Here is a 23,802-nt window from a genome sequence, read left to right as displayed (position 1 = left end):
CAATTAGAGGATGATTTTCACAGTGTTAGCCCCACAAAGTGCACGGTAATCCTGGGTGTTCAGGATGACGGAGTGGTCCAGCACGCCCGCATTAAACGCAATCTCATCGTAACGTTCAAACAGCAGCGGATCGACTATCGGCAGCAAATCGGGATGAAAGCTGAATGGCGGAATAGCGCCAAATACACAGCCGGTAAGGCTGTCCACTTCCGCCGGTGAGGCGAGTGAGGCTCGGCGTCCGCCCACTGCCGCAGCCACTTTGGACAGGTCCGCCTGCTGGTCGGCCGGCAACACCGCCAGCACATGCTGTTTAACCCCATTGCCTTTGACATGGCACACCAGCGCCTTTGCACCCTGACCGACATCGGTGCCGCGGAGTTGTGCGACGGCTTCACATTTGCCGCTGGGCTGATGGGCGACCAGCCGGTAACGTGCCTGATGTTGATCGAGCAACGCGATCAATTTTTCATGGGTACTGAGCATCGGCTTTTCCGTTTTAATAAAAAAGGCGCCACCGCGCCTTTTTGTAACGCTGCTGCCCGCCTGACGGAGGAGCAGCAGAGAGGACAATCTACTTATGACGGGCGCGCAGATTACTGATAATCGTGCTGAAGTCTAACGCCTGGTCCTGCAGGAGTACCAGCAGGTGATAGATCAGATCTGAGGCTTCATTGGTCAGCTCTTCGCGATCGTTCACCGTCGCCGCCAGTGCGGTTTCGACGCCTTCTTCACCGACTTTCTGTGCAATGCGCTTGGTGCCGCTGGCATAGAGTTTCGCGGTGTAAGAGCTGTCCGGATCGGCGCTTTTACGTGATGCCAGCAGTTGTTCCAGCTGATAGAGGAACGTCCAGTCAGGGGCAGCAGGCGAGAAGCAGCTGGACGTACCAAGATGACAGGTTGGGCCAATCGGGTTCGCCAGCACCAGCAACGTGTCGTTGTCACAGTCCGGCGTAATGCTGACGACCTGCAAAAAGTGACCAGAGGTTTCACCTTTGGTCCACAGCCGGTTTTTGGTACGTGAAAAAAACGTCACGTTACCGTCCTGCAGGGTTTTCTTCAGCGCATCCTGGTTCATATAACCGTGCATCAGAACTTCGCCAGATACGCTGTGCTGGACGATAACGGGCATCATGCCTTGGGTCTTTTCCCAGTCTAACCGGGACAACTGTTGTTCAGTTAACACGCGCGAATCTCCACACCGTTGTCGATCAGAAAGCGTTTCAGCTCGCCGATATTAATAATCTGTTTGTGAAACACCGATGCCGCAAGGGCACCGTCAACGTTGGCCTGTTCAAAGGCCTCAAGGAAGTGGGCCATGGTACCTGCGCCACCGGAGGCGATAAGCGGCACCTTGCACACTTCACGCATTGTCTTTAGCTGTATCAGGTCATAGCCATTGCGCACGCCGTCCTGATTCATCATGTTCAGGACAATCTCACCTGCGCCAAGCTTCTGCACTTCCTGCACCCAGTCGCGCGTTTCCCACTGTGTGACGCGCGTCCGGGATTCATCGCCCGTGTACTGATTAACATGATATTTGCCGCTGGCATCATCAAACCAGGTATCAATGCCCACTACGATGCACTGCACGCCAAAGCGGTCGGCCAGCCGGGTGATCAAGGAAGGATCGGCTAGGGCAGGGGAGTTGATGGAGATTTTATCCGCACCAAACTCCAGAATCCGGGCTGCATCTTCCGGGGTTTTAATCCCGCCCGCCACGCAGAAAGGAATATCGATAACCTCAGCGACGCGTGAAACCCAGCTTTTATCCACCACACGGTCATCTGATGAGGCGGTGATATCATAAAATACCAGTTCGTCGGCCCCTTCTTCCGCATAGCGCTGCGCCAGCGGCACGATATCACCGATAATTTCATGATTACGAAACTGAACGCCTTTCACCACCTGACCGTCACGCACATCAAGACAGGGAATTATCCGTTTTGCCAGCATGCTATTGCCTCCGAAACCGTAAATTTACCTTCCAGCAGCGCACGCCCGACAATCACGCCCTGAACGCCACTGCCGCGTAAGGCGGCAATATCACTGAGTTCACCAATACCGCCCGACGACTGAAACGCAATCTGCGGAAAGCGCGCGGTCACTTCTTTATACAGTTCCACATTCGAGCCGCTGAGCGTACCGTCGCGGGAAATATCCGTGCAGAGGACATGCCTGAGGCCAACGGGCTGAAACTGTTCGATCACCTCTTCCAGCGTCACACCGGCCGCTTCCTGCCAGCCGCTGATGGCGATGTCTTTACGGTTCGCCGCATCAATACGGACGTCCAGCGCCAGCACGATGGCCTCGGGGCCAAATTCCTGAAACCAGGCTTTGACGTCCTCGGGCTGTTTAACGGCGGTTGAACCGACAACGACCCGGCTGGCGCCCGCATCCAGCAACGCTTTTACGTCATCCCGGGTACGAATACCACCGCCAACCTGCACGATCGCATTTACGCCGTTGAGCAGGTTTTTCAGTAAGGCAATCTGGCGTTTAGCCGGGTCTTTGGCACCGGTCAGGTCAACAAGGTGCAATACCGTTGCGCCCTGGCCTGCGTAGTCCTGCAAACGGGGCAGGGGATCGCTGCCGTAATCACGCTGTTGCGCATAATCACCCTGATGCAGGCGCACGACCTTGCCATCGATTAAATCTAATGCGGGGATAATCATTACATCTCCAGGAAGTTTTTCAGCAACTGTGCGCCCACTTTGCCAGAGCGTTCCGGGTGGAACTGCACGCCAAAGAAATTATCTTTCTGCACTGCGGCGGTAAAGGCCTGGCCATAGTGGCACTGGGCAATGGTGCTGGCGTTTACCGGCATGGCATAGCTGTGGACGAAGTAGAAATAGCTGCCTTCATCGATGCCGCGAAACAGATGATTTCCGGCCTGCGAGGTAATCTGGTTCCAGCCCATGTGCGGCAGCGGCAATCCCTGAGTATCCATCAGCGAAACCGGCTGGTCGATAATGCCCAGCGTCGGCACGCCGCCGTTCTCTTCGCTGTGGCTGCCCAGCAGTTGCATCCCCAGACAAATACCTAAGACCGGTTGCGTACAGGCTTTGACCAGCTCAATAAGCTCGCGCGCTTCTAACTGATTCATGGCGGCCTGCGCCGTGCCTACGCCCGGCAGAAACAGCTTATCGGCGCGCAGCACCACGTCAGGATGGCGGCTGACCTCTGGCGCGTAGCCCAGACGTTCAACGGCCCACTTTACCGATGACAGGTTGGCACAGCCCGTATCCAGGATCACCACGTTCATTAGAGCACTCCTTTCGAGCTCGGCAGGGTATTTCCCTCAACGCGAATGGCCTGACGCAGCGTACGGCCAAAGGCTTTGAACAAGCTTTCCACACGGTGGTGGTCGTTTTTACCTTTCGTCTTCAGGTGCAGGGTGCTCATCATGGCGTAGGACAGCGAACGGAAGAAATGTTCCACCATCTCCGTGCTGAGATCGCCCACGCGCTGGTAGCTGAATTCCGCTTTGAATTCGATATGCGGACGACCGGAAATATCCAGCGCGCAGCGTGCCAGGCATTCGTCCATTGGCAGCACAAAGCCAAACCGACCAATGCCGCGTTTATCGCCCAGGGCTTTCAGCAGTGCTTCACCCAGTGCCAGACCGGTATCTTCAACCGTGTGGTGATCGTCGATGTACAGATCGCCTTTTACTTCGATGTTCATGCGAAAGCCGCCGTGTACGGCAATCTGATCCAGCATGTGGTCAAAGAACCCCACACCGGTATTGATTTTGCTACCGCCTTCACGGTCCAGCCAGACCTCGACGCGCACCTGGGTTTCTTTGGTGTTGCGCTGTACCAGTGCATAGCGATCGCGTTGTGTCAGCTGTTGCTGAATGGCTTTCCAGTCCTGACCTTCTGTGCCGTAGCGAATGCCCTGAATGCCCATGTTCTCGGCCAGCTGAATATCGGTCTGACGATCGCCAATCACAAAGCTTTGCGTGATGTCGAGTGCGCCCTCTGCCAGCCAGGCTTCCACCATTTTGGTTTTTGGCTTGCGGCAGTCGCAGTGATCGTCTGGCTTATGTGGGCAGATCAAAATGTCGCTAAAGCGAATGCCCTGCGAGTTCAGGATCTGCATCATCAGATTGTGCGGGCCATCAAAATCGGCCTGAGGAAAACTGTCCGTGCCCAGACCGTCCTGATTGGTGATCATCACCAGCTGATAGCCTGCGTCCTGAAGCGCCAGCAGCGCGGGCACCACATCCGGCTCAAATGCCAGCTTATCCATGCGATCCACCTGAAAATCCTGCGGAGGTTCAGAGATAATCGTGCCATCGCGGTCAATAAAAAGGGTCTTCTGACTCATGCTTACTCCAGAGATAAGGCTTGCAGCGCGGCGATCAGGCGTTCGCACTCTGTTCGGGTTCCCACAGAGATACGCAGGCAGCCTGCAAGGCCGGGATTCTTGTTTTGGTCACGCAAAATAATGCCCTGATCCCACAAGGTTTTAAAGACTCGCGGCGAGTCAGTAAAGCGCACCAAAATATAGTTGGTTTCGCTGGGAAAAACCTGCTCTACGGCGCGAATCTGTGGTAACTGCTCAAACAGCCAGCGGCGATTGGCATTCAGCTCTTCCACGTGCTGGCGCATCAGGGCAACGCCTTCTTCGCTCAGGGCCTGGCCCGCGACGTCGGCGACCGGTGTGGCAAGCGGATAGGGCGCAATCACTTTCATGAGCAAATCGATGACCGGCTTATTCGCCAGGGTAAAGCCACAGCGCAGGCCAGCCAGCGCAAAAGCTTTCGATAAGGTACGCAGAATCACCAGGTGCGGATAATCCTTTAACCAGCCCGCGAGCGTCGCCTGGGGGCAAAACTCAATATAGGCTTCGTCCGCGACGACCAGCGCTTTTCCGGCGGTCATCGCCAGCAACTGACGGATATCGTCCTGATCAATCAGATTACCGGTGGGGTTATTCGGGCTGCACATGTAGACCACTTTCACACCGTCGAGCTGCTCGGCAATCGCGGGCAGGTTCAACTGCCAGTCTTTCAGCGCCGGAACGGTACGGTATTCAATGCCGATGGTTTCGGCACTGACGCTGTACATGCCATAGGTCGGTGGGCAGAAAAGAATGGCATCTTTCCCCGGCTCACAAAATGCGCGCATCAGCAGTTCAATGCCTTCATCTGCACCACGGCTGACCAGCACCTGCTCTGGCGTGAGACCGGCATAGGCCGCATAACGCGTGATCACCTGTTTCGGCTGGCATTCCGGGTAGCGATTCAGGGTTTGCTGCGACAGCTCAAAGGGCACCGGCAGCGGGAACTCGTTAGCGTTCAGCCAGACATCACCATTGCCGCCCAGGCGTCGGGCCGACTGATAGGGCGTCAGTGCCCGCACGTTAGCCCGTGCCAGCTGTTCAATATCCTGACTCATGCTTGCTCCTTGAGTGCGGCAACGCGCAACGTAACGGCATTTTTATGGGCATGCAGCTGTTCGGCCGCCGCCAGGGTTTCGATGGTCGCCGCCAGGTTCAGGAAGCCCTGCGGTGTCAGTTCCTGCACGGTCATGCGTTTCTGAAAGTCGGCCAGGCCCAGGCTGGAGCAGGTCGCGGTGTAGCCATAGGTGGGCAGCACGTGGTTGGTACCGGATGCATAGTCACCCGCTGATTCCGGCGACCAGTCTCCCAGAAAAACCGAACCGGCGCTGGTGATGTGTTCGACCAGATCCCGTGGCGCGCGGGTTTGCAGAATCAGATGCTCCGGGCCATATCGGTTGGAAATGTCGAGGCACTGTTGCATATCCTGAGCCACGATCAGACGGCTGCTTTCCAGCGCCTGCCGGGCAGTCGCGGCGCGTGGCAACTGGGCCAGCTGTTCTTCAACCGCGTCGGCGACGCGCTCAGCCAGCGACTGGGAAGGCGTCAGCAGAATCACCTGCGAATCGGGGCCGTGTTCCGCCTGTGACAGCAGGTCAGAGGCCACGAAAGCCGGTGTCGCACCTTCATCGGCAATCACCAGCACTTCCGACGGACCGGCGGGCATATCAATCGCCGCGCCATCAAGACGCTGGCTCACCTGACGTTTGGCCTCGGTCACCCAGGCATTGCCCGGGCCGAAAATTTTGTCCACCTTAGGAATGCTTTCCGTGCCAAAGGCCAGGGCGGCAATCGCCTGTGAACCACCAACCTGAAACACCTCTTCCACCCCGCAGAGCTGCGCTGCGTAGAGAATTTCATCCGCAATGGGCGGAGGCGAACACAGCACGACGCGACCGCAACCGGCAATGCGTGCAGGCGTCGCCAACATCAACACGGTAGAGAACAGCGGGGCAGAACCGCCAGGAATATACAAACCGACGGATTGTACCGGGCGCGTAATTTGCTGACAGCGCACGCCGGGCTGCGTTTCCACATCCACCGGCGGTAAGATCTGCGCACGGTGAAAGGTTTCAATATTGCCAATGGCTACTGCCATCGCCTGCTTCAGTTCGTCACCAAGACGATCGCTGGCGGCCTGAATCTGCTGCGGTGTGACGCGCAGCGTTTTTACGTCGACCTTGTCAAAGCGCGCGCTGAATTCACGTAACGCCGCGTCACCCTCGTCTTTCACCCTGACCAACACATCGCGCACAATCTGACTGATGCTGTCAGATGAGGAGAGTGCGGGGCGCGCCAGCAGCGCCTGTTGCTCCTCGCGGCTGCACGCTTGCCAGTTCACGGGCGTCATGATTTTGCTCATCGCTTACTCCAGCATTTTTTCGATTGGCAACACCAGAATAGAACTGGCACCCAGCGCTTTGAGTTTTTCCATGGTTTCCCAGAACAGCGTCTCGCTGCTCACCATGTGCATCGCCACGCGGCTGACATCGCCCGCCAGCGGCAGGACAGTCGGGCGTTCGGCACCCGGCAACAGGCTGATCACGTCTTCCAGACGCTCGCTTGGCGCGTGTAACATGATGTATTTCGATTCACGCGCTTTGATCACGCCCTGAATGCGGGTCATCATTTTATCGATCAGCTCCTGCTTGGCGGCTGGCATCTCGCCGTCGCGCTGAATCAGCACGGCTTTTGAGCGATAAATGACTTCGACTTCGCGCAGGCCGTTCGCTTCCAGCGTCGCGCCGGTGGAGACCAGGTCGCAGATCGCGTCGGCCAGACCGGCACGCGGTGCCACTTCTACCGAGCCGTTTAATAAACAGGATTTAAAGTTGACGCCTTGCTTGTCGAGATACTGTTTTAACAGGTGAGGATAGGAGGTGGCGATACGGGCATTGTTCAGGCCCTGCGGGCCACTGTACGCGTCGTCAACCGGCATGGCCAGTGACAGGCGGCAACCGCCAAAATCCAGGCGACGCAGCGTGAAATAACGCGGGTCTTCGCCCTGCGCGCGGCGGTTCAGCATCTCTTCTTCCAGCACGTTCTCGCCGATAATGCCCAGATCCACTACGCCGTCCATTACCAGTCCCGGAATATCGTCATCGCGCACCCGCAGGATATCAATAGGCATATTTTCCGCAAAGGCGATCAGACGCTGTTGCTGAAGATTAATTTTGATACCACAGCGTGCCAGCAGCTCGCGTGAATCATCGCTTAATCGACCTGATTTCTGCATAGCTATGCGTAAACGGCTATTGTCTAACATCGTTCCTGTCCCCTTGATTGACCTGTCCTGAATGATTGATTTGCGTCAGCCCATAAAAAAACCCCCGGAAGACGATCTTCCGGGGGTTCTCTTGCGTTCGCACCACTGGAAGATCCTAGACGTCTTCCAGCACACATCGCCTGAAAGACTAGTCAGGGTGATGGTGGTGATGATGGTTGAACTGAACGCGTGTCATAAAATTCTCGATAATGAAAAGTTATTCATTTGTGTGGAATTAACCTAACGAAGATAGTTGAAATTGGCAACTCTTTTTTAATGTTGTTATTCGCAAAGCGCCGAAACACTTTGAACTGGTTTGCAACTCAGCGGAGGCTTAAGATGAGAACATCTTGAAGTCTGCAGCAGGAGACAAAATGAAAAAGGTCGCAATAGTAGGACTGGGCTGGCTGGGCATGCCGTTAGCTACGGCGTTAACCGCCAGGGGCTGGCAGGTCACCGGCAGTAAAACCACGCCGGATGGCGTTGAGGCGGCCCGTCGCTGCGGTATCGACGCGTTTCAACTGGAACTGACGCCCGACCTTATCTGCGATGCGGAAGATCTGGACGTGCTGTTCGACGTTGACGCGCTGGTCGTCACCTTGCCCGCCAGCCGCACGGCAGAGGGCGGGGACGCTTACGTACAGGCGGTGCAAAACGTGGTAGACACGGCGCTGGCCCGTAACGTACCGCGTATTATCTTTACCAGCTCGACATCCGTCTATGGCGGCAGCTCAGGCATCAAAACCGAAAAAAGCGCCTTGCTACCGGAAACCACGGCGGGCAAAACGCTGGTGGAGCTGGAAAACTGGCTGCATGATTTACCTGGCACCAGCGTGGATATTCTGCGTCTGGCAGGGCTGGTGGGGCCAAAGCGTCATCCGGGACGTTTCCTGGCCGGTAAGCTGGCGCTGCCCAACGGTTCACATGGTGTCAATTTGGTTCACCTTGATGATGTGGTTGAGGCCATCCTGTTGCTGTTACAAACGCCTAAAGGCGGGCGCACGTTCAACCTGTGCTCTCTGAAACATCCGTCTCGTGCGCAGTTCTACCCCGGCGTCTCACGCCAGCTGGGCATGACGCCACCGACCTTTGCGCCTGAAGCCGGTGACGACAGCGGTAAGCTAATAGACGGTTCGCGGATTTGTCACGAGCTGGGTTTTGAGTACCGCTACGATGACCCGCAAAAAATGCCTCTGGAATAAGCCCGGTTTTCCCCTCGCCGGGCAATGAATGTAGAAACCGGCTGTCAGACGCCGAGCCTGTCGCGCAGCGCATACCAGGCTGCGCCCATTGCCGTCAGCGGCACTTTAAACCGCCGTCCGCCAGGGAAGGGCAGATGAGGCAGTCTGGCGAAAGCGTCAAAGCGTTCCGCATCGCCACGCAGCACTTCGCTGATCAGTTTGCCGGAGAGATGGGTTGCGGTGACGCCATGACCGCTGTCGCCCTGCATAAAATAGACATTGTTTTCCAGCCGACCAAACTGCGGCATACGTGACATCGTCAGCAGAAAATTGCCGCTCCAGGCGAAATCGAGTTTCACGTTATGTAACTGCGGAAAGGTGCGCAGCATCTTAGGGCGGATTATTTTCTCTACGTCGGCGGGTTCCCGCGCGCCGTAAATCACCCCGCCGCCGTAGAGCAGGCGGTTGTCAGCGCTCAGGCGAAAATAATCCAGCAGATAATTACAGTCCTCTACCGAATAATTATTGGGTAACAGCGCCAGGGCCTGATCGCGGGACAGCGGTTCGGTGGCAATAATCTGCGAGCCGCAGGGCATACTTTTTCGGCTCAGGCGCGGCTCCAGTTCGGAAGGTAAATAGGCATTACCCGCAAAAATCAGGAACGTGGCGCTGACTTCCCCCTGAGCGGTTTTCACCCGATTAGGTGAGCCATAGTTGACGCTTAACGCGGCGGACTGCTCATAAATGCGCCCGCCGTGACGGCGAATCGCTTCGGCTTCGCCCAGTGCCAGGTTGAGGGGATGCAAATGTGCCCCACGTTTATCGAGCAAACCGCCGACATAGCGTTCACTTGCCACTTCGCGCCGAATCCCACGTTCATCCAGCAGTTCAAGCTCATGATTACCATAGCGCGCCCATGCTGCTTTTTGTTTTGCCAGGTGCGCCATCTGACGGGCATTAAAGGCAGCAAAAATCCCGCCAGGCCGATAGTCGCAGGCAATCGCGTAACGATCGATGCGGTCACGGATGATATCACCGCCTTCAAACATCATGCTGCCCAGCATTTTCGCGGTATCGTTGCCGTAACGTTGCTCAATCACATCCACATCACGGCTGTAAGAGTTGACCGCCTGGCCGCCGTTACGGCCGCTGGCACCAAAGCCGACCCGTGACGCTTCAAGCAGGACCACATCGTAGCCGGCCTCGGTTAAAAACAGCCCGGCGGATAATCCGGTAAACCCCGCGCCAATGATGCAAACGTCACACTGAACGCTCTCCTGCAATACCGGCCAGGGCGCATGTGGATTCCTTGTCGCAGTGTAGTAATTTTCCACATAATTCATATTAAGCTCCTTGGCTGTCGACCCGGGTTAAAAATTAGCGGGCGTATGGGCGCTGACGATGCGACAAGGCACATCGGCAGGGTTGGTAAAACTGTGTGGCAGGCCCGTATCGATGACATAACTCTCACCGGCAGAGAGGTGAAATTGCTGACCGTTTATCTCCAGTACAATCTGACCTTCCAGCAGCGTGCCGGTTTCTTCACCCGCGTGGCGTAACTTTTCCCCGGTACTGGCACCGGGTTGATACGTCTCAAGCAGCATGCCCAGGGCTCGCCGGGTGGTGCCGTTATCAATCAGCTTCAGTGAAACGCCCTGGCTGCCGATCTCCAGCAGATCCCCAGCGCGCACTACCACTTTTGGTCCATCCTGCCCCTTCGGCTCAGAGAAAAACTCCGACAGCGACAGGCCATAGACTTTTAACAGCTTTTGCAGCGTACTGACCGCCGGGCTGACCTTGTCCTGTTCAATGGTGCTGATCGCGCTGTGGGTAAGACCAGCCAGTTCAGCAACGCGCCGTTGGGATAAGCCCATCGCCTGGCGAATCTGCGACAGGCGTCGCCCGGGAGCCTGGGTCGCATCGCTCATTGTTGCTTTTCCCGTTTGTAGAGATGCGCGGCCTGAATAAAGCCGTTAAACAGCTGAAAGGAAGGCGTCGCGGGTTTCAACTGCCACTCTGGATGCCACTGCACGGCCAGCGCGAAAGGATGTCTGGCCAGGCTTATGGCCTCAATCAGTCCGTCCGGCGATCGGGCTTCAATGCGCAGCTGAGGCCCGGCTTCACGAACGCCTTGATGATGCACCGAGTTTACGCTTAACGGCGCAGTACCCAGCAGCGCGGCCAGTAATCCGCCGGGTTCAATATTGACGTCGTGAGCGGGAGCGTACTGCTGGAGGAGCGGGGCATCATCATCATCGTGATGGCGCTGAAACTGGGGATGCTGATTAAGGTGACGATAAAGTGCACCGCCGTTAGCCACCACCAGCTCCTGCATGCCGCGGCAAATGCCAAATAACGGCAGCTGTTTGCCCACGGCGTGCGTAATCAGGTTAAAGGCCAGACGATCCCGTCCTGCATCTGCGTCCGGTTCCTCGCCTTCTTCACCATACAGCCAGGGTTCAAGGTTGCTTGGGCTGCCGGTCAGTAAGATGCCGTCCAGTGCAGCCATAGCGTTTTCTAATAGATGCGGGGCAGCCATAAGCTGATGAGGCAGAGCGAGCGGCGCGCCACCGGCGATAACGACAGCATCAAGATATTTATTATGCACCGACTGGACGGGATGACCCTGGTGATGAGTCTGGCACATCACTACGCCAATCAACGGCTTGTCAAAAATAATGCCCATGCTTCCCCCTCAACAGCTGTTCAAAATATTTGACGAAAAGGGCATAACTGACGGTTAAGTGTGCAATATTTTGTCAATCTAGCAACCCATCGCTGAATCTTCAAACAGATTTGTTACATTTGCACACTTTTTGTGTTAGCGCTATGTTAGAGGTGTGGCCGTTTTTTTGAGCATTACGCACTCCCATTTTGTGGTTAAAGGCGGATGAAATCATGACTAACCTGGTAGAAGTAGAAGACTTCACGTTGCACAGTGAAGAGAGACGAACCAGCGCGTTCCAGCAAGAAGTTAAAAACTGGCTGGAGCGCCACCCTGAAACGCAGTACGTTGATATTTTACTGAATGATTTAAATGGTGTTTTTCGTGGTAAGCGCATCCCGGTTTCCGCGTTAGCGAAGCTGGAGAAAGGCTGCTACTTCCCCGCTTCTGTGTTTGCCATGGATATTCTTGGCAACACCGTTGAAGACGCCGGGCTGGGACAGTCTCTCGGCGAGCCCGATAATCTTTGCCTCCCCATTCCGGATACGCTCGTTCCCTCTGCCGCCGATCCGCAACACATTGCACAACTGCTGTTAACCATGTGCAACCAAGATGGCACTCCCTTTGACGTTGAACCCCGAAATGTCCTGAACCGGCTGTGGCAACAGCTGCGTAACCGAGGGCTTTTTCCGGTGGTAGCGGTAGAGCTGGAGTTCTATCTGGTCGATAAAAAGCGCGATGCCGAAGGCTTTATTCAGCCGCCCTGTGCGCCGGGCAGCGACGAGCGCAATATGCAGAGCCAGGTCTATTCTCTGGACAACCTTGATCACTTCTCCGATGTACTACGGGATATCGACACGCTGGCCCGCCTGCAGGGGATTCCAGCCGACGGCGCGCTGGCAGAAGCCTCGCCTGGGCAGTTTGAAATCAACCTGCACCATACACGGGACGTACTGAGCGCCTGCGACCACGCCATTCAGCTTAAGCGCCTGATTCGTCAGGTGGCTGAAAATCACGGCATGACGGCGACCTTCATGGCGAAGCCCTATGAGGACTATGCAGGCAGTGGCATGCACGTGCATATCAGTATGCTGGATGCGGCCGACCATAATGCCTTTGCCTGCGACGACGGCAGCGACTCACCGCTGCTGAAGCGCACCCTGGCCGGCATGATTGATTTAATGCCGGCTTCCATGGCGCTACTGGCACCGAACGTGAATGCCTACCGCCGTTTTGTACCGGAAGCCTATGTGCCGTTACAGGCATCCTGGGGCCATAACAACCGCACGGTGGCGCTGCGCATCCCCTGTGGCGATATAGAAAGTCGTCGTATTGAGTATCGGGTTGCCGGGGCGGATGCGAATCCGTATCTGGTGATGTCAGCGATTTTAGCCGGGATGTTGCACGGTCTTGATACGCCGCTCTCCTTACCGCAGCCGGTAAAAGGTAACGGTCATGAGGCAGAAGGGCTGGCATTACCGATACGGCAAAGTGATGCCCTTTATGAATTTGAAAACAGCAACCCTTTACAAAAGTTACTGGGTGAGAAGTTTGCCAAAGTGTGGTTTAGCTGTAAAAATTATGAACTAATGCAGTTCGAAAGGTTAATCACTTCCACGGAAATTGATTGGATGTTAAAGAACGCCTGATTAATATTTTGCATTCTATGCGACAACGTCTTGAAATAATGCGTTGGGTTGGGGCAAAATACGCCCCCTGCAAATTCAGAACATAACCGACGCTCACCGCGCCGGTTATTTTTTTGCACGTTATCACAGAGTGAATTTTCGCTGACACAACCGAGGCCGGGCGCGTACCCGGATAGATAAACACTGAAAACACGCATTGGCGTGAGATAGAGGATGTAAAGATGGGGATGTTTAATACTCTACCGGCTCAGGCTGGTACACGTTTTCGTGACGACTACGGCGCCGCGCTTGCCGCAAACCTTACTCCCTGTCGCTTAATGCGCAGTATCCTTGTGAGTCAACCCAGTCAGGTTGCTGCGCAAGGAGGACTGAAGCATGTCGCTTAATACCTCTGCTGCACCACAACGTGCTCAACTGAAAAAAACGCTGACGTTACTGCCGGTTGTCATGATGGGCTTAGCCTACATGCAGCCGATGACCCTGTTTGATACCTTTGGGATTGTCTCGGGTCTGACCGACGGTCACGTTGCTACCGCTTATGCTTTCGCCCTGATTGCGATTCTGTTCACTGCCGTGAGTTACGGTAAGCTGGTACGCCGCTTCCCATCTGCGGGCTCCGCTTATACCTACGCTCAAAAGGCAATCAGTCCGCATGTCGGCTTTATGGTGGGCTGGTCATCGCTGCTGGACTATTTGTTCATGCCGATGATTAACATCCTGCTGGCAAAAAACTATTTTGAAACCCTGGTGCCAGGTATCCCGTCGTGGATTTTCGTGGTGCTGTTGGTCGGCTTTATGACGCTGTCCAACCTTAAGGGCATCAAAACCGTTGCCAACTTCAACAGCGTGATTGTGATCCTGCAGGTTGTGGTGATGGTCGGGATTACGGCCATGGTGATTTACGGTGTGGCGCACGGTGAAGGCGCGGGAACCGTGGTCAGCAGCAAGCCGTTCTGGTCGGAGAACGCCCATGTGGTGCCGATGATTACGGGGGCGACCATTCTGTGTTTCTCGTTCCTGGGCTTTGACGGCATCAGCTCGCTGTCGGAAGAAACCAAAGATGCAGAACGGACCATTCCGCGTGCGATTTTCCTGACCGCGCTGATTGGTGGCCTGATGTTTATCGTGGCGTCTTACTTCCTGCAGCTGTACTTCCCGGACATCTCGCGCTTTAAAGAGCCGGACTCCTCACAGCCTGAAATCATGCTGTACGTGGCGGGTAAAGCGTTGCAGGTCGGTATCCTGGTCTTCTCTGTGGTCACGGTACTGGCTTCCGGTATGGCGGCGCACGCGGGTGTTTCACGTCTGATGTATGTGATGGGCCGTGATGGTGTCTTCCCGGAGCGTTTCTTCGGTTATATCCATCCCAAATGGCGCACGCCGTCCCTGAACGTGATTCTGGTCGGCGCCGTGGCGCTGATGGCGATTAACTTTGACCTGGTCACCGCCACCGCGCTGATTAACTTTGGTGCGCTGGTGGCCTTTACCTTCGTGAACCTGTCGGTGATCGCGCAGTACTGGGTACGTGAAAAACGTAACAAAACCCTTAACGATCACTTCCAGTATCTGGTTCTGCCGATGCTGGGCGCGCTGACCGTGGGTGCGCTGTGGGTAAACCTGGAGCAAAGCTCAATGGTGCTGGGCCTGATCTGGGCTGCCATTGGTATTATTTATCTGGCGTTTGTGACCCGCAGTTTCCGCAATCCTGTTCCGCAGTTTAGCGAAGAAGTGTAAGACCCTGGCCCTGTTCTGTTCCCGATGACGGGAGCAGAGCAGGGCAGCATCCATTCAGTTTTCCCGCGCGATCACCAATTCCCAGCTCCCCGTACTCAACGCTTCGCGTCCCGTCGCATTCAGCTGACTGTCGGTAATAATGACATCGAACGTCTCCAGCGGTAAGGCCAGCCAGGTGGCGATTTTGTCGTATTTAGAGCTGTCACTGAGCAGCACGCGTTTGCTGCTGACGTCACATACCGCCTGCTTCACCGCCACTTTATCTTCGTCCGGCGTAAACAATCCACGCAGTCCCCAGCTTGAGGTGGAAACAAACGCAATATCGATTGCCAACTGGCGCAGGCTGCGCGCTGCCGCATCGCCAATGCAGGAGCGATTATCGCGACATACTGTGCCGCCGGTATGAATGACCCGACAACGACTTGTCTCCATCAGCAAATTGGTCACCATAAAATCATTGGTCACCACTAACAAATCGTCCCGCTCGGCGATTTCCCGTGCCAGTGCCAGCATGGTGGTGCCGGCATCCAGATAAATACAGCTGTTGCGCGGAATATGCTGGGCCGCCAGTCGTCCTATCGCCTTCTTCTGCTCATTGAACAGGGCCGTCTTGGTCAGATGCGAGGGTTCACTGGCCAGCCGGTTAGCGGAACGCACGCCACCCGACACCGACAGCACCGCGCCTTGCTCTTCCAGCTTTTGCACATCGCGGCGAATGGTCATATGTGACACGCCAAACCGCTCCGTGAGCTCGGCAATGCTCATGACGCCGCGCTCTGCCACCAGAGCCAGGATCTGTTGATGACGCTCAACGGGGATCATAACAACCTCGATTTATCATTTTTTCACATTGTAGAGCATCGGCTCACGAAGACACACGGAAATTTTAACGCGGTTTCCCCCGCTGAACCGGCTGTTAAAGGCGCTGATCGGTCAGGGCTGACGCATTCCCAGTGTGAATAAATGTTTAACATCGATCCTTTTGCGTTAATTTATGTGAATTAAGGCACGTTTTTGTGCGCACTTTATTGGCACTATTAACAACAGAAATCAAAAGTTCACTTAATTTAACAACGGAGGCCACCGATGCCAGTTTCGCAAGTCTGTGTCATAGGCTTAGGTTCAATGGGAATGGGCGCGGCGCAGTCGTGTATCCGGGCAGGGCTGTCAACGTGGGGCGTCGATCTGAATCCGCAGGCGCTGGAGACACTGCGTCAGGCTGGCGCGCGCGATGCGCAGACCTCAGCGCACGCGTTTGCTGAGCAGCTTGATGCCGTGCTGCTGCTGGTGGTCAACGCGAAGCAGGTTAACGCCATCCTGTTTGGCGAAGAGGGGCTGGCTGCCAGGCTTCGACCCGGCACGGTGGTCATGGTCTCCTCAACCCTGTCTGCCCAGGATGCAAAGCAAATCGAACAAGGGCTGGCTGACCATCAACTGTTGATGCTGGACGCGCCGGTGTCAGGCGGTGCCGCCAAAGCCGCGACAGGCGACATGACCGTCATGGCGTCAGGCAGCGATGCGGCATTTGCGGCGTTGCAGCCGGTGCTGGACGCGGTGGCGGCGAAGGTTTACCGCGTCGGGAGCGAAATCGGTCAGGGTTCCACGGTCAAGATCATTCATCAGCTTCTGGCTGGCGTGCATATTGCCGTCGGGGCCGAAGCGATGGCGCTGGCCGCCCGCGCCGGGATTCCACTGGATACGATGTATGAGGTAGTCACCAATGCCGCAGGGAATTCGTGGATGTTTGAAAACCGCATGCGCCACGTTGTTGACGGCGATTACCGCCCAACCTCAGCGGTCGACATCTTTGTGAAAGACCTGAATCTGGTCGCCGATACTGCGCAAGCCCTGCATTTCCCGCTGCCGCTGGCGTCCACCGCACTCACTATGTTCACCGAAGCCAGCAATGCCGGTTTTGGGCGCGAGGATGACAGCGCGGTCATTAAAATCTTCAGCGGGATTACGCTGCCGCAGCGCCAGGAGAAAGCATGATGCGCTTAGGTGTGATTGCCGATGACTTTACCGGCGCAACCGACATTGCCAGCTTTCTGGTGCAAAACGGCCTGTCCACGATTCAGTTTAACGGCATCCCTCAGGAGGACGCGCCGTCTGATGCGCAGGCCATTGTGATCAGCCTTAAGTCACGTTCCTGTCCGGCTGATCAGGCGGTAGCACAGTCGCTCAACGCGCTGCGCTGGCTGCAACAGCAAGGCTGTGAACGTTTTTATTTCAAATACTGTTCCACCTTCGACAGCACGCGCGGCGGCAATATTGGCCCGGTCACCGATGCGCTGCTGGCTGAGCTGAATGAGACGCAAACGGTAATCTGTCCGGCCCTGCCGGTGAACGGTCGCACCGTCTATCAGGGCTATCTGTTTGTCGGTGAACAGCTGCTGTCCGACTCCGGCATGCGTCATCATCCGGTCACGCCAATGACTGACAGCAATCTGCTACGGCTGATGGAAAGTCAGAGTACGGGAACAGCCGGTCTCATTTCTGCCGCCACCGTGGATCAGGGTGCCATGGCGATAAAGCAGCAGCTGGATCAACTGCGCGAGCAGGGCGTTAACTATGTGGTGATTGATACGCTCAGTGAGCAGCATCTGTTAGCACAGGGCCAGGCGCTGCAGGACAGGCGGCTGGTTACCGGTGGCTCCGGGCTGGCGATTGGGCTGGCACGTCAGTGGTCAGGCGACAGCGGCGATAAACGTCAGGCGCAGCGTGCCGGTTATCCGCAGGGTGAGCGGGCCGTCGTGCTGTCCGGCTCCTGTTCACAGATGACTCATCGCCAGGTCACGGCCTATCAACAGCAGGCACCAGCCCAGGCGATCAGCGTCGAGCGTTGTCTCAGTGATGAACATTACGCACAGGTGCTTTGTGACTGGGTCGCAGAAAATAGCGATGGACCGCTGGCCCCGATGTTATTTGCCACCGCTGAGGCCCAACAGCTGCAGTCGATCCAACAGCAATATGGCGCGCAGCGCAGTAGTGAAGCGGTAGAGCAGCTGTTTGCGCAGGTGGCCCGGGAACTGCAATCCCGCGGCTGGCAGCGTTTTATTGTCGCGGGCGGCGAAACCTCGGGCGTGGTCGCCCAAAGCCTGGGCGTCACCGCGTTTCATATTGGCCCGGTGATCTCGCCAGGTGTTCCCTGGGTCAGAGATATACAGCAGCCGCTGTCGCTGGCGCTCAAATCCGGTAATTTTGGCGACGAGCACTTTTTCCGTCGCGCGCAAACGGAGTTTCCCCATGACTGAACAACAGGCCCGTGAAGAGATGGTCAAACTCGGTGCGTCGTTCTTCCAGCGCGGTTATGCCACCGGGTCAGCCGGCAACCTTTCCCTGCTGCTGGACGACGGCAATCTGCTGGCAACACCCACCGGCTCCTGCCTGGGAGCGCTGGATGCCAGCCGTCTGTCAACGGTCACGTTACAGGGGGAATGGCTTGGCGGGGATAAGCCCTCAAAAGAAATCGCCTTTCACCGGGCGCTCTACCTGAACAATCCGGACTGCCAGGCGGTCGTTCATCTGCACTGCCACTACCTGACCGCGCTGTCGTGCCTGCAAAATCTGGACAGCCAGAACTGCATCCGCCCGTTCACGCCCTACGTGGTGATGCGGGTGGGCGATGTGCCGGTTGTGCCTTACTACAAACCCGGCGACGTGCGACTGGCGGAAGATCTGGCACAGCTGGCACCGCGCTATCGTGCGTTTTTGCTGGCTAACCATGGCCCGGTCGTGGTGGGTAAATCTCTGCAGGAAGCCGCGGACAATACCGAAGAACTGGAAGAGACCGCGCGCCTGATCTTTACCCTGGGCGATCGGGCGATCCGCTATCTCAGCGCTGACGACGTCGCTGAACTCAGGAGCCGATAATGCCAAAGTTTGCAGCCAACCTGTCTACCCAGTTCAACGAGGTGCCGTTCCTGCAGCGCTTTGCCGCCGCTGCACAGGCCGGATTTGAGGCGGTGGAGTTTCTGTTCCCTTATGATTATCCGGCTGAGCAGCTAAAACCGCTGCTGGATGACAACGGCCTAAAGCTGGTGCTGTTCAATACGGCACCGGGCAACGTTGCGGCTGGCGAATGGGGCGTCAGCGCTATCCCAGGCCGGGAAGCGGAGGCACGGGCCGATATCGACAGCGCACTGGCCTACGCGCTGGCGCTTGACTGTCCCCAGGTGCATATCATGGCGGCCACCGTACCGCCGGGTGCGGATCGCCAGCAGTACGTTGATACCTTTGTCAGCAATATGCGTTACGCCGCTGAACGCTTCGCACCCCATAACATCAGGCTATTAATCGAAGCGTTAAATCCCACGACGAAACCGCGCTATCTGTATGCCAGCCAGTATCAGACGCTGGAGATGGTCGACCTGATCGACCGCCCCAACGTGTTTACCCAGCTTGATCTGTTCCATGCCCAGATCGTGGACGGCAACCTCAGCCATCTGATTCGCCATTACGCGGGACGTTACCGCCACGTGCAGATTGCCGCGGCCCCCGACCGCCATGAACCGGACGAAGGGGAGATCAATTATCCCTGGCTGTTCCGCTTACTGGATGAGGTGGGATATGACGGCTGGATCGGCTGTGAGTATATCCCGCGCGGGGACACCGTTCAGGGGCTGAACTGGTTCTCGCCCTGGGCAAAAAACCGCTAAGGAATTGATAAACATCACACCGGTGTGTCAGCACCGGTGCAGTTCTGGTCGTCTTTTATACGCACCAGCATCAGGTTGAGCTGTAACCAAAAATCCTAAAAAAGATAATTTACTCTGAGGTTTACCATGACGACTGCGTTGCTGTTAGCCATCGCGACCGCCAGCATTGTGATTCTGCTGCTGCTGGTCATTAAAGCCAAAGTGCACCCCTTTGTCGCGCTACTGATTGTCAGCCTGCTGGTGGCGATAGCGACCGGTATCCCGGCTGAAAAAATCATGGAGACGATTATCAGCGGCATGGGCGGGCTGCTGGGCCATATCACCATTATTATTGTGCTGGGTGCCATGCTCGGGGCCATTATCGAAGCCTCCGGCGGAGCGGAGTCGCTGGCCCAACGCTTCAGTAAAACCCTGGGCCTGAAACGGACCGTTGCCGCCTTGACGATGGCGGCGTTTATTCTGGGCATCCCGGTCTTTTTTGAAGTGGGCTTTATTATCGTTATCCCGTTGATCTACGGCTTTACCAAGGTGGCTCGGGTTTCCCCCTTAAAGTTTGGCCTGCCGATGGCCGGGGTGATGTTAACGGTGCATGTGGCATTGCCCACTCATCCGGGTGCGGCGGCGGCGGCAGCGATTTTGCACACCGATATGGGCTGGCTGATGCTGCTGGGGATTCTTATCTCTGTTCCGGTTGGTATTTTAGGGTATTACGTCGCCCGGGTGATGAATCGCCGTCAGTATCATCTGTCAGTCGAGGTGCTGGAACAGTTACAGATGGCGAAGCCTGAAGGTGCCAGCAAGAAAAATGAGCCGGCCCCACCGGGCGCATTGACCATCAGTGGCCTGATCGTGGTTCCCATTGTTTTAATTGTGCTGGGCACGTTGTCGCACTCACTGCTGGCGCCAGACAGCCTGCTGGGGAAAGTGATGACGGTCATTGGTACGCCACCTGTTGCGCTGTTGATTGCATTAGGGCTGGCTGCCTGGCTACTGGGCATCCGCCGTGGCTGGAGCAAAGATAAGCTGGAAGACCTGACCGGGCGGGCGATTCCGGGATCGGCCAGCGTGATTCTGGTTGCGGGCGCAGGGGGCGCTTTTGGTAAGGTGCTGGTGGAGTCCGGCGTAGGTAAAGCGCTGGCCCTGGCGCTGGAAACACTGCACCTGCCGTTAATCCCTGCCGCCTTTATTCTGTCACTGGCGCTGCGCGCCTCTCAGGGATCGGCCACCGTCGCGATTCTCACCACCAGTGGCTTACTGACGCAGGCCGTCGGCGGCATTGATGATGTGCATCGGGTGCTGGTGACGCTGGCAATTTGTTTCGGTGGGCTTGGGCTGTCTCACGTTAACGATGCGGGCTTCTGGGTGGTGACCCGCTATCTGGGCCTGTCGGTGGCGGATGGGTTAAAAACCTGGACGGTACTGACGACCCTGATGGGGCTGTGCGGTTTTGCTCTGACCTGGGCGCTGTGGTGGGTGATCTGATGCGTTGGCCGGGAAAGGCGATTGGCTTTCCCCGGCCAGTCTGAGCGTCAGGACACCAGTTCCTGCGCATACCGATACAGCGCTTTCAACTGTGCCACTTTTTCCTGGTCGCTTTCATGCAGGCTGGCCAGGGATTCCAGCTCCATCAGGAAGGACTGCACCTTCTCCGGGTTCAGCACCTCGCGTCGATGCTGCAGCCAGCGCTGCTGCTCGGCATCATCCAGCGTGCCCGGAAAATTACGTGCCCGGTAGCGAAACAGCAGCTTAGCCACGCGTGGGCTGTCAAACGTCAGGTCCAGCGCGGGCAGATTCGCCGGTGCTGTCTGGCGAATAATGTTCATGCCCGCCCGATCGGCATCGCTAAAGAAACCATCATAGAGCTGAGTGTCGACATCATCCGACGGCGTGAAGGGGTCTGCATCGGCAAAGATCGCCACCAGTTTTTCACGCACCTCGGGATGTTGCCGCAGCGTCGCCAGGTTATCCAGGCTGAACTGACGATCGATACCCAAACGCTCGGCATCTTCAGGTCGCAGGGTATTCGCCGGTGCCAGCACGGGACACTTATTGATATGTACCAGCTTAACGGGAACGGCTGCCAGATCGCCGAGATCGCTTTTGCGCGTATACAGACGCGCGCGCAGGCTGTCGGCATCCAGCGCCAGTAGCGGCGTGATGTCCCCGGCCAGATCCACCACGATGAGCGCATTACGGTTGTCGGGATGCCAGGCGAGCGGCACCACCCAACTGGTATTGCCGCGCGCCGCGCCAAACATACCGGAAACGTGCACCAGCGGTTTCATTTGGGGGATGTCGACCAGCTGAATGAGTTTGTTTTTGTTGCGATGCGTAAACAAAAACTCAAACAGTTTGGGCTGTTTCTCTTTAACCAGTTTTGCCATGGCAAGTGTGGCGTACACATCTGACATCGCATCATGGGCGTTTTCATGGGCCACGCCGTTGGCTTTGGTCAGGTGCTCCAGCCGGAAGCTGGGAAAGCCGTCTTCATTTTCTGGCCAGTTAATGCCTTCGGGCCGCAGCGCATAGCAGGCGCGCATCACGTCCAGTAAATCCCAACGGGAGTTACCGTTCTGCCAGCTCCAGCCATAGGGATCGTAGAAGTTGCGGTAAAAAATATTCCGCGTCACCTCATCGTCAAAACGTACGTTGTTGTAGCCCACCACGCAGGTTTGCTCTGTGGTGAACAGGGCATGAATACGGGCGGCAAATTCAGCCTCGCTCACGCCTCGTGAGGCGGCAATTTGCGGCGTAATGCCGGTGATCATCACCGCTTCGGGCTGGGGCAGGTAATCATCCGGAGGACGGCAATAGAACACCTCTGGCTCGCCAATCGGATTGAAGTTGCTGTCGGTACGTAAACCGGCAAACTGCGCCGGACGATCCAGGGATGGACTGGTGCCGAAGGTTTCGTAATCGTGGAACAAGAAAGTTAATTCAGAGGCGGGCACGTCGCTGTCCTGTCTGCAAAAAATCAATGTTCAGGATAGTCTTCTGCGCGCTTCAGTACAACCGTGCAGGGCAATGCTGCGTAACGGCGCGCAGCAGTTCATATTTTTTTTCAATTTATTTAAACCTTATTAAGGCTTTTGCCGTAAAACGTCCGGCTGTTCCCGTCTGTTTTATTTGCGCAACTAAGGATGAAGTGTTGAAAAGGCGTCTGTTAATTACCGTAACTGTTTTTTGGGCTTCGCTGGCACAGGCCGACGATATGCCGTTTCCCGTGACGCCACCGGCGATTGATGCCGCGTCATGGGTGCTGATGGATGCCACCACGGGGCAGGTTCTTACCGCGGGCAACCCCGACGAGCGCCGCAATCCTGCCAGTCTGACCAAACTGATGACCGGTTATGTGGTCGATCGCGCGATCGATCAAAAGAAAATTACCCGCGACGATATGGTCACCGTGGGCAAAGATGCCTGGGCTGCGGGCAATCCGGTCTTCAAAGGTTCCTCGCTGATGTTTCTTAAGCCAGGCGATAAACTGACTGTGCGCGACCTGAGCCGTGGCGTCATCATCGACTCAGGCAATGACGCCTGCGTGGCGCTGGCCGACTACGTCGCCGGGAGCCAGGACAATTTTGTTAAGCTGATGAATCACTACGTTGAGAAACTGGGCCTGGCAAATACCCATTTCGAAACCGTCCACGGTCTGGATGCACCAGGACAATTCTCCAGCGCGCGGGACATGGCAAAACTGTCCCGCGCCATTATCAGCGGCGAGCCAGATTTCTATGCCATGTACCGTGAGAAAACCCTGTCCTGGAATGGCATCACCCAGAACAACCGTAATGGCCTGCTGTGGGATAACAACCTGCATGTCGATGGTCTGAAAACGGGCCATACCGAAACGGCCGGGTTCAACATTGTGGCCTCGAATGTGGTCGGCCAGCACCGTCTGATTGCCGTGATCATGGGCGGTAAAAGTGCCAAAGGGCGCGAAGAGCAGGCCCGCAAGCTACTGGTCTGGGGACAGAATACCTTCGACACGGTGCAACTGTTCCATGCCGGTAAGAAAATTGGCAGCGAGCATGTCTGGTATGGTAATCCGCACCAGGTGGAAGTGGGCACGGCAGAGGACGTCTATCTGTCGCTACCGCGCAGTGAAATCCCGAACGTCAAAGCCAAATACGTCATTCAACGTACCGATCTGGAAGCGCCGCTGAAAGCCAATGAAAACATTGGGGAAATCCAGGTGATGGACAAAGATAAGCAGATTGCCAGTTATCCACTGGTGGCGCTCAGCGCTGTAAACGAAGCGGGCATAGTTAGCCGCCTCTCTGACTATCTGAAACGTAAGTTTTAA

The 23,802-nt window shown here is 56.3% G+C and carries 24 protein-coding genes and 1 other annotated feature; of the genes, 9 read left to right on the top strand and 15 right to left on the bottom strand.

Annotated elements, in window-relative coordinates; genetic code table 11:
* Window positions 1-3: 3 nt before the first annotated feature.
* From NR177_RS04450 to hisL, 10 genes are all read right to left on the bottom strand, one after another.
* Window positions 4-483, bottom strand: coding sequence for a YbaK/prolyl-tRNA synthetase associated domain-containing protein (locus NR177_RS04450; RefSeq protein ID WP_109717343.1), 480 nt, complete (start codon window positions 481-483; stop codon window positions 4-6).
* A gap of 88 nt (window positions 484-571) precedes the next feature.
* Window positions 572-1,183, bottom strand: coding sequence for a bifunctional phosphoribosyl-AMP cyclohydrolase/phosphoribosyl-ATP diphosphatase HisIE (gene hisIE, locus NR177_RS04445; protein WP_096010791.1), 612 nt, complete (start codon window positions 1,181-1,183; stop codon window positions 572-574).
* On the bottom strand, window positions 1,177-1,953 hold the full coding sequence (gene hisF / locus NR177_RS04440; RefSeq protein WP_096010790.1) for an imidazole glycerol phosphate synthase subunit HisF: 777 nt from the start codon (window positions 1,951-1,953) through the stop codon (window positions 1,177-1,179). Before hisF ends, hisIE begins: the two co-directional genes overlap by 7 nt.
* Window positions 1,935-2,672, bottom strand: coding sequence for a 1-(5-phosphoribosyl)-5-[(5-phosphoribosylamino)methylideneamino]imidazole-4-carboxamide isomerase (hisA, locus tag NR177_RS04435; RefSeq protein WP_063880147.1), 738 nt, complete (start codon window positions 2,670-2,672; stop codon window positions 1,935-1,937). The genes hisF and hisA overlap by 19 nt, the downstream gene beginning before the upstream one ends.
* Entirely contained in the window at window positions 2,672-3,262 is a 591-nt protein-coding gene (hisH, locus tag NR177_RS04430; RefSeq protein ID WP_109717341.1) for an imidazole glycerol phosphate synthase subunit HisH, read from the bottom strand. The genes hisA and hisH overlap by 1 nt, the downstream gene beginning before the upstream one ends.
* The gene (gene hisB / locus NR177_RS04425) at window positions 3,262-4,329 is read right to left on the bottom strand and encodes a bifunctional histidinol-phosphatase/imidazoleglycerol-phosphate dehydratase HisB (RefSeq protein ID WP_256852362.1); all 1,068 of its coding nucleotides are present in this window, start codon (window positions 4,327-4,329) and stop codon (window positions 3,262-3,264) included. The genes hisH and hisB overlap by 1 nt, the downstream gene beginning before the upstream one ends.
* A gap of 2 nt (window positions 4,330-4,331) precedes the next feature.
* The gene (gene hisC / locus NR177_RS04420; RefSeq protein WP_109717339.1) at window positions 4,332-5,402 is read right to left on the bottom strand and encodes a histidinol-phosphate transaminase; all 1,071 of its coding nucleotides are present in this window, start codon (window positions 5,400-5,402) and stop codon (window positions 4,332-4,334) included.
* Complete coding sequence (gene hisD / locus NR177_RS04415) at window positions 5,399-6,706, bottom strand: histidinol dehydrogenase (RefSeq protein WP_256852361.1); 1,308 nt, start codon at window positions 6,704-6,706, stop codon at window positions 5,399-5,401. Before hisD ends, hisC begins: the two co-directional genes overlap by 4 nt.
* A gap of 3 nt (window positions 6,707-6,709) precedes the next feature.
* On the bottom strand, window positions 6,710-7,609 hold the full coding sequence (gene hisG / locus NR177_RS04410) for an ATP phosphoribosyltransferase (protein WP_063880142.1): 900 nt from the start codon (window positions 7,607-7,609) through the stop codon (window positions 6,710-6,712).
* A 52-nt stretch (window positions 7,610-7,661) separates the two neighbouring features.
* Window positions 7,662-7,782: a sequence feature (His leader region), on the bottom strand.
* Window positions 7,758-7,805 (bottom strand): his operon leader peptide, encoded by a 48-nt coding sequence (gene hisL / locus NR177_RS04405; RefSeq protein ID WP_100396937.1) that lies wholly within the window; start codon window positions 7,803-7,805, stop codon window positions 7,758-7,760. (Overlaps the previous feature by 25 nt.)
* Before the next feature lie 178 nt (window positions 7,806-7,983).
* Here hisL and NR177_RS04400 point away from each other — a divergent pair, with 178 nt between their 5' ends.
* Window positions 7,984-8,811, top strand: a complete 828-nt coding sequence (locus NR177_RS04400; RefSeq protein WP_256852360.1) for an SDR family oxidoreductase — start codon at window positions 7,984-7,986, stop codon at window positions 8,809-8,811.
* Window positions 8,812-8,855: 44 nt separating this feature from the next.
* Here NR177_RS04400 and NR177_RS04395 read toward each other — a convergent pair whose 3' ends face one another.
* From NR177_RS04395 to puuD, 3 genes are read right to left on the bottom strand one after another with little or no spacing between them, the layout of a single operon-like run.
* Window positions 8,856-10,133 carry an FAD-binding oxidoreductase gene (locus NR177_RS04395; RefSeq protein ID WP_256852359.1) on the bottom strand — a complete coding sequence of 426 codons (1,278 nt, stop codon included), beginning with the start codon at window positions 10,131-10,133 and terminating at the stop codon, window positions 8,856-8,858.
* Window positions 10,134-10,160: 27 nt separating this feature from the next.
* Window positions 10,161-10,718, bottom strand: coding sequence for an HTH-type transcriptional regulator PuuR (gene puuR, locus NR177_RS04390; RefSeq protein ID WP_096010786.1), 558 nt, complete (start codon window positions 10,716-10,718; stop codon window positions 10,161-10,163).
* The gene (puuD, locus tag NR177_RS04385; RefSeq protein WP_256852358.1) at window positions 10,715-11,476 is read right to left on the bottom strand and encodes a gamma-glutamyl-gamma-aminobutyrate hydrolase; all 762 of its coding nucleotides are present in this window, start codon (window positions 11,474-11,476) and stop codon (window positions 10,715-10,717) included. Before puuD ends, puuR begins: the two co-directional genes overlap by 4 nt.
* Before the next feature lie 212 nt (window positions 11,477-11,688).
* Here puuD and NR177_RS04380 point away from each other — a divergent pair, with 212 nt between their 5' ends.
* The gene (locus NR177_RS04380) at window positions 11,689-13,104 is read left to right on the top strand and encodes a glutamine synthetase family protein (protein WP_096010784.1); all 1,416 of its coding nucleotides are present in this window, start codon (window positions 11,689-11,691) and stop codon (window positions 13,102-13,104) included.
* A 375-nt stretch (window positions 13,105-13,479) separates the two neighbouring features.
* On the top strand, window positions 13,480-14,838 hold the full coding sequence (locus tag NR177_RS04375; RefSeq protein WP_063880136.1) for an APC family permease: 1,359 nt from the start codon (window positions 13,480-13,482) through the stop codon (window positions 14,836-14,838).
* Between the two features lie 54 nt (window positions 14,839-14,892).
* On the opposite strand, the gene ygbI is transcribed toward NR177_RS04375, so the two are convergent.
* Entirely contained in the window at window positions 14,893-15,660 is a 768-nt protein-coding gene (gene ygbI / locus NR177_RS04370) for a DNA-binding transcriptional repressor YgbI (protein WP_256852357.1), read from the bottom strand.
* Window positions 15,661-15,924: 264 nt separating this feature from the next.
* Here ygbI and ltnD point away from each other — a divergent pair, with 264 nt between their 5' ends.
* The 5 genes from ltnD to NR177_RS04345 all read left to right on the top strand — a co-directional run bounded on the left by ltnD (window position 15,925) and on the right by NR177_RS04345 (window position 20,978).
* Window positions 15,925-16,830 (top strand): L-threonate dehydrogenase, encoded by a 906-nt coding sequence (ltnD, locus tag NR177_RS04365; RefSeq protein ID WP_109717334.1) that lies wholly within the window; start codon window positions 15,925-15,927, stop codon window positions 16,828-16,830.
* Window positions 16,830-18,092 (top strand): 3-oxo-tetronate kinase, encoded by a 1,263-nt coding sequence (gene otnK / locus NR177_RS04360; protein ID WP_306277982.1) that lies wholly within the window; start codon window positions 16,830-16,832, stop codon window positions 18,090-18,092. The genes ltnD and otnK overlap by 1 nt, the downstream gene beginning before the upstream one ends.
* Window positions 18,085-18,711, top strand: coding sequence for an aldolase (locus NR177_RS04355; RefSeq protein WP_256852355.1), 627 nt, complete (start codon window positions 18,085-18,087; stop codon window positions 18,709-18,711). Before otnK ends, NR177_RS04355 begins: the two co-directional genes overlap by 8 nt.
* Window positions 18,711-19,496: an HPr family phosphocarrier protein gene (locus tag NR177_RS04350; protein WP_241567642.1), complete on the top strand. Its 786-nt coding sequence runs from the start codon at window positions 18,711-18,713 to the stop codon at window positions 19,494-19,496. The genes NR177_RS04355 and NR177_RS04350 overlap by 1 nt, the downstream gene beginning before the upstream one ends.
* A gap of 126 nt (window positions 19,497-19,622) precedes the next feature.
* Complete coding sequence (locus tag NR177_RS04345) at window positions 19,623-20,978, top strand: GntP family transporter (protein WP_256852354.1); 1,356 nt, start codon at window positions 19,623-19,625, stop codon at window positions 20,976-20,978.
* 47 nt (window positions 20,979-21,025) lie between these two features.
* Here the strand turns inward: NR177_RS04345 and sbcB are convergent, their stop codons facing one another.
* Window positions 21,026-22,447 carry an exodeoxyribonuclease I gene (sbcB, locus tag NR177_RS04340; protein WP_096010779.1) on the bottom strand — a complete coding sequence of 474 codons (1,422 nt, stop codon included), beginning with the start codon at window positions 22,445-22,447 and terminating at the stop codon, window positions 21,026-21,028.
* 197 nt (window positions 22,448-22,644) lie between these two features.
* On the opposite strand from sbcB, the gene dacD reads away from it, so the two are divergent.
* Window positions 22,645-23,802, top strand: coding sequence for a serine-type D-Ala-D-Ala carboxypeptidase DacD (gene dacD / locus NR177_RS04335; protein ID WP_172823904.1), 1,158 nt, complete (start codon window positions 22,645-22,647; stop codon window positions 23,800-23,802).

This window comes from Pantoea sp. Fr+CA_20 (genome assembly GCF_024520835.1).
Taxonomy (GTDB): domain Bacteria; phylum Pseudomonadota; class Gammaproteobacteria; order Enterobacterales; family Enterobacteriaceae; genus Pantoea; species Pantoea allii.
This window is presented reverse-complemented; position numbering and strand designations above follow the sequence as displayed.

Excerpts from the sequence above, each read along its gene's own strand:
- NR177_RS04345 (WP_256852354.1), top strand. The coding sequence starts at position 19,623 with ATGACGACTGCGTTGCTGTTAGCCATCGCGACCGCCAGCATTGTGATT.
- ltnD (WP_109717334.1), top strand. The coding sequence starts at position 15,925 with ATGCCAGTTTCGCAAGTCTGTGTCATAGGCTTAGGTTCAATGGGAATG.
- otnK (WP_306277982.1), top strand. The coding sequence starts at position 16,830 with ATGCGCTTAGGTGTGATTGCCGATGACTTTACCGGCGCAACCGACATT.
- NR177_RS04450 (WP_109717343.1), bottom strand. The coding sequence starts at position 483 with ATGCTCAGTACCCATGAAAAATTGATCGCGTTGCTCGATCAACATCAG.
- NR177_RS04375 (WP_063880136.1), top strand. The coding sequence starts at position 13,480 with ATGTCGCTTAATACCTCTGCTGCACCACAACGTGCTCAACTGAAAAAA.
- hisA (WP_063880147.1), bottom strand. The coding sequence starts at position 2,672 with ATGATTATCCCCGCATTAGATTTAATCGATGGCAAGGTCGTGCGCCTG.
- puuD (WP_256852358.1), bottom strand. The coding sequence starts at position 11,476 with ATGGGCATTATTTTTGACAAGCCGTTGATTGGCGTAGTGATGTGCCAG.
- NR177_RS04355 (WP_256852355.1), top strand. The coding sequence starts at position 18,085 with ATGACTGAACAACAGGCCCGTGAAGAGATGGTCAAACTCGGTGCGTCG.
- NR177_RS04395 (WP_256852359.1), bottom strand. The coding sequence starts at position 10,133 with ATGAATTATGTGGAAAATTACTACACTGCGACAAGGAATCCACATGCG.
- hisF (WP_096010790.1), bottom strand. The coding sequence starts at position 1,953 with ATGCTGGCAAAACGGATAATTCCCTGTCTTGATGTGCGTGACGGTCAG.
- hisC (WP_109717339.1), bottom strand. The coding sequence starts at position 5,402 with ATGAGTCAGGATATTGAACAGCTGGCACGGGCTAACGTGCGGGCACTG.
- hisH (WP_109717341.1), bottom strand. The coding sequence starts at position 3,262 with ATGAACGTGGTGATCCTGGATACGGGCTGTGCCAACCTGTCATCGGTA.
- hisD (WP_256852361.1), bottom strand. The coding sequence starts at position 6,706 with ATGAGCAAAATCATGACGCCCGTGAACTGGCAAGCGTGCAGCCGCGAG.
- NR177_RS04380 (WP_096010784.1), top strand. The coding sequence starts at position 11,689 with ATGACTAACCTGGTAGAAGTAGAAGACTTCACGTTGCACAGTGAAGAG.
- NR177_RS04350 (WP_241567642.1), top strand. The coding sequence starts at position 18,711 with ATGCCAAAGTTTGCAGCCAACCTGTCTACCCAGTTCAACGAGGTGCCG.
- hisG (WP_063880142.1), bottom strand. The coding sequence starts at position 7,609 with ATGTTAGACAATAGCCGTTTACGCATAGCTATGCAGAAATCAGGTCGA.
- puuR (WP_096010786.1), bottom strand. The coding sequence starts at position 10,718 with ATGAGCGATGCGACCCAGGCTCCCGGGCGACGCCTGTCGCAGATTCGC.
- ygbI (WP_256852357.1), bottom strand. The coding sequence starts at position 15,660 with ATGATCCCCGTTGAGCGTCATCAACAGATCCTGGCTCTGGTGGCAGAG.
- NR177_RS04400 (WP_256852360.1), top strand. The coding sequence starts at position 7,984 with ATGAAAAAGGTCGCAATAGTAGGACTGGGCTGGCTGGGCATGCCGTTA.
- hisB (WP_256852362.1), bottom strand. The coding sequence starts at position 4,329 with ATGAGTCAGAAGACCCTTTTTATTGACCGCGATGGCACGATTATCTCT.